This is a genomic window from Natrinema soli (assembly GCF_028618695.1).
Genome location: NZ_JAQIVI010000303.1, coordinates 1 through 4,602, shown reverse-complemented (window position 1 = coordinate 4,602; position 4,602 = coordinate 1). Strand labels below are relative to the sequence as shown.

The window sequence follows — 4,602 nt, the reverse complement described above, 5'->3', positions numbered from 1 at the left end:
CTCGCCGCGAAGGCGATGGCGTAGGCGTACAGCGCGGCTTCGGGGGCCAGTGCGAGGATGACGAACGCCGAGTCGCCCGCGGTCGCACCCAGCGTCGCGACGACGGTCCCGAAGCTGACCGTACCGCGGACGTACAGCGGCATGACGACGATCGCGCCGCCGCAGCCGGGAGTCAGTCCGAGGAGGCCGCCGAACAGCACTTGCAGTCGCTCGTTGCCTTCTATCGCGCCGATGACGGCCCCGTCGGTCGCGTACTGGAGCAGACCGAAGGCCAGTACCGTTACCGCGACGAACGCGCTCACCTGAACATAGCCGTCCCGGAGCGATACGAGGAGGACCTCGAGCAGTTCGTTCACGGCGTCTCACTCCCGGTTTGGGCGCTCGGTGCCGAAAGATTAGACATATCTAAAGATAGGTTTAGCTCCATGGGATAAATAGTTGCTGGTGGCCGTTGCTGGTCGTTCGCGTCCGTAGTCGCCGGCTCGCTCACGTCTGCCTGTCCCGTCTTACGGCCGACAGCTCAGCCGTACCGGTCGTTTCCCTGCTTTCGTTCCCACGAGAGAACGGGAGCGGCCGCCCCTACTCGTATCCTATTCGTTCTCGTGGTCGTCCCGCAGGTGTTCGATCGCGTGGAGCTCCACCACGGGGACGATCTTCGCGACGGTGAGGAAGAACAGACAGACCATGCCGACCGTCCCGAAGATCGACGCGATCTCGATCAGGCTCGGAATGTAGACGCCCGGCACCGCCTCGTAGATGTCGAACGTCGGGTGCAGGAACCCCTCGACGACGAACAGCACCTTCTCGAGGATCGTCGCGATGAGGACGGCGAGCCCGGAGATGACGGCCCGTCGCTTGGTGAACAGCGTCGGTCGGATCGACTGTGCGAAGATGTACGACAGCGTCAGGAAGACCAGCGACATCGAGGTGAGGTAGATCGGGTTGGTCGCTCTGGCCAGGGCCGCGACGGTCAGGTCGACGGGTGCGGCGAATAGCCCGGTGATGTTCTGCTGAAGCTGCAGCCACAGGAAGAGCAGACAGAAGAAGCCGAGCCAGAGGAGCAGTCCGCGGAAGATGTCGTCGGTGAAGATGTGGTCCCAGTCGTAGGCGTAGCGGAACGAATAGGCGAGGATAATCACGCCGCTGATCGCCGACGTGAGCGCGATCGTCAGGAACTGGGGGCCCTGCACGCCGCCGAACCAGGTCGGCATCGTGGGGATCACCGCGAACAGCCACGGAATGACGCCGCCGTGGAGCAAGAGCGGGGCCATGATGATGATCGCGAGCGCGAGCCACCAGACCATGCGCTGGACGATCCGATCTTCCGTCTCGGTGTAGCCGATCGTGATGAGCCGGTAGATCGGATCGAGCCGGTCCGGCAGCTGGCCGCGCAACCGGCTCACGTCGTAGCGCAGGGTGAGCGCGAGGTAGGTCGCCGTCAGCACGAAGTACGCCGTGATGACGGTCACGTCCCACACGAGCGGCGAGGCGTGGACCGTGACGTGGTAGTGACCGACGACGCTCGTGACCATCCGGTCTGGCCGGCCGAGGTGGACGATGATATAAAAGCCCGCCGCGGACAGCCCGCTGATGGTCAGCAACTCGGCGAGTCGAGCAACCGGCATGTAGCGATCCATCCCCAGCAGACGGACCGCGGCCGAGAGAATGATCCCGCCGTGGGCGATGCCGACCCACCAGATGAACGCGCCGATGTAGACCCCCCACGTAGCGCCGCCGCCGCTCCCCCAGTCACCGAGTCCGGTGACGGCCAGCCCCTGCTGCATCTGGTAGGCCCAGCCGACGAGGAAGGCGAAAAGCGCCAGTCCCGCCACGGCAACCATCACGAAGTACGTTTTCGAGGTCGTCCCGATCGGCCGCAGAATGTCGGCCTCGCTCGGTGTTTTCGTCCCCATCGTGCTACGGAGGACCACACCGGCGGCTCACTTGCGTCCGTGCGGTGCATTTGCAAGGGCACGGAACGGCAGCCGCCGGCGTGCTATAGCTCGAGCGTGTAGACCACTTCCCGTCGGCGCTCGCCGCCGATTTCGACCTCGTCCTCGTCGGTCGGTTCGAACCCGTGGGTCTCGTAGAACTCCCGGCCGCCCTCGTTCGAGGCGAGGTCGATCGCGCGCATTCGCTCCATGTTGAAGTCCCGCAGGTCCTCGCGCAGCCGCTCGTACAGCGCGGTTCCGATCCCCTCGTTTTGCTGGTCCGGGTGGACGGAGAGCCGCAGGACATCACCCTCGTCCTCGGTGACGACGCCGTGCGTGAAGCCGACGATTTCACCGTCCCGCTCCGCGACGAGGAAGGCGGTGCCGGACTTCGATAACGCCGTCTCGAGGGCCTCGTCGCCGTACCACTCGTCGATGGTCTGATCGATCGTCTCCGGCTCGAGTTCGTCGTACGTCTCGTGCCACGTCTCCCGAGCGACGACCCTGATCCGTTCTCGGTCGTCGCGGTTCGCCGGTCTGATCTCCATACAGTGTGTAACGACACCGAGTACCAAAGTGGTTGCACCGTCTCTGGCAGGTGCTGTCGGACGGTCTGTGTTCCGGCGTACCCGCGACCCGCCGTGCGGGTTCGACGGAACTGACTTCCAGTAATCCGTCTCAGTGGGCCGATGGTGGAGTGAATACGGACTGCCGACGGACCGAATACGGAGTGCGTTCGGGACGCGTGCGATCCTCGAGGCGAACGGACGGCTCCGAGCGGTGACATCGAGAACATTCCGCGACGAACGGTCGGCGATTACAACTCGAGCGAATAGACGGCTTCGGGGTAGAACTCGCCATCGATTTCGACTTCGCCCTCGTCGGCCTGCTCGAAGCCCAGGCCCTCGTAGAACGCCCGGCTGGTGTCGTTGAACGCGAAGTCGAACGAGCGGACCCGGTCGGTGTCGCGGGACTCGAGCTCCGACATCAGTCGCTCGTGGAGCTCCGATCCGATCCCCTCGCCCTGGTGGTCCGGATGGACGTACATCCGGAGGATATCGGCCGTCTCGCCCTGCGCGACCGCGTGAGTGAAGCCGACGAGGTCGCCGTCGCGTTCGTCGGACTCCGTCCGACTCCCATCCGCGGACCGTCGCTCCGCGCGCTCGGCCACGAGGACGACCGTCCCGGGAGCCTCGAGCGGCATCGAGTCGTCGGTGTACCAATTATCGACGGTCCGGTCGATCATGTCGGCCTCGAGTTCGTCGTAGGTGTCGTGCCAGGTGTCGCGGGCGACGGCCGTGATCGCCTCGAAGTCGTCGGACGTCGCGGATCGAACCTTCATACCTCATCATCGAACGTGGGACATAAATAATACGCTGCCACGAGACGACCGCGCCGACGGAGCCGTGGCTCGGTCGTCGCACAACGCGCGGGGACAGCGGAGCCGCTCCCGGCGGGGGTCACTCCCGAACGTCGAACCCTCGGTCCCGAAGCAGTTCCGGGACGCGGTCGCGGTGATCGCCCTGCAATTCGATGCGGTCGTCGTTGACGGTCCCACCCGTTCCCAGGGAACTCTTGAGATCCGATGCGGTCGATTTGATCTCCGACTGCGAGAGATCGAACCCCTCGATGATCGTCACCGGCTTGTCGTAGCGCCGACTCTCCGTCCGCAGCGACAGCACTTGCTGGGAGGTCTCGAGGTCCCCCTGACTGTCGAGTTCGTCGAGCAGGTCGTCGAGGTCGTCGTTGTCTGCCATATCCTCACATGGAACGTGTGCGAGGATAGCCCTGTCCTTGCCGTCGCAACGGTCGCGGGCTCGAGGATCCGACGGCCGATTCGGAGCGGTCGTTCCGTTGCTGCTCTCGAGTCACGTCCCCCGGTCGGTGTCCCGTTCAGTAGCGAAGAACGACGTAACACTTCGGACCAGCCATCCGACGTGCGGTGGCGCGCGCTGTCGGCCGACCGAGCGTCGCGAGGCGCTCAGCGCCTCGGAAAGCGAGCGGTGACCGCAGGGAACCGTGAGCACAGTGAGGGCGGTCGAGGACACTGCGCGAGGTTGTCGCGAGTTGAACGAGTGATAGCTTGGAAGACGCAAAGCGTCTTCCAGTGGATGGGCGAGAGAGCGGAGCGATCGAGCGTTAGCGCGGGACCGTCGGTCCCGCGAACCATGCGAACGGGCCTTCAGCCCGTGAGCAGAAATCGGCTGGGGAGGGCGTGGCGATTCCCTGTTGCCACGATAGCAGGTCGCTTCGTCTCACCTATTCTCACCAAAACCCATCGTTCCATTCACAGGTGAAGAGGGCGGCAAAGAGACGATATCAGCCCTTCCACACGCTCTCTGCTGCTGTTAGAGTCTCGATCTGATCGTCTCTGCCGTCTTCTCACCGATCCCCTCGACGCTCCGGAGGTCCTCGGGGCTCGCTTCGCGAACGTTCTCGACGCTGCCGAAGCGACCGAGCAGCCGCTTTCGGGTTTCGGGGCCGACCCCCTGAACGTCGTCGAGCACCGTTTTGACCTCGTCGCGGACGGTCTGATGGTACTGCACGGCGAAGCGGTGGGCCTCGTCCCGCACGCGCTGCAAGAGGTGCAGGTGCGGCGCGTCACTCGGCCACGAGAACGTCCGACGGGGCGTGACCACGCGCTCCTCGGCCTTCGCCAGCGCCACGGCGG

General features: G+C 64.8%; 6 protein-coding genes. All 6 read right to left on the bottom strand.

Annotated elements, in window-relative coordinates; translation table 11 throughout:
• On the bottom strand, positions 1–356 hold a 356-nt coding region (locus PGX04_RS18560), incomplete at its 3' end, for a putative manganese transporter (RefSeq protein ID WP_273739867.1).
• Positions 357–590: 234 nt separating this feature from the next.
• Complete coding sequence (nrfD, locus tag PGX04_RS18555; RefSeq protein WP_273739866.1) at positions 591–1,913, bottom strand: NrfD/PsrC family molybdoenzyme membrane anchor subunit; 1,323 nt, start codon at positions 1,911–1,913, stop codon at positions 591–593.
• An 83-nt stretch (positions 1,914–1,996) separates the two neighbouring features.
• Positions 1,997–2,479 (bottom strand): GNAT family N-acetyltransferase, encoded by a 483-nt coding sequence (locus tag PGX04_RS18550; RefSeq protein ID WP_273739865.1) that lies wholly within the window; start codon positions 2,477–2,479, stop codon positions 1,997–1,999.
• Between the two features lie 269 nt (positions 2,480–2,748).
• A complete protein-coding gene (locus PGX04_RS18545; RefSeq protein ID WP_273739864.1) occupies positions 2,749–3,273 on the bottom strand; it encodes a GNAT family N-acetyltransferase in 525 nt (174 codons plus the stop codon).
• A gap of 118 nt (positions 3,274–3,391) precedes the next feature.
• On the bottom strand, positions 3,392–3,688 hold the full coding sequence (locus PGX04_RS18540; protein WP_273739863.1) for an SUI1 family translation initiation factor: 297 nt from the start codon (positions 3,686–3,688) through the stop codon (positions 3,392–3,394).
• A gap of 591 nt (positions 3,689–4,279) precedes the next feature.
• Positions 4,280–4,602, bottom strand: a 323-nt coding sequence (locus PGX04_RS18535) for a helix-hairpin-helix domain-containing protein (protein ID WP_273739862.1), incomplete at its 5' end; no start/stop codon positions are given.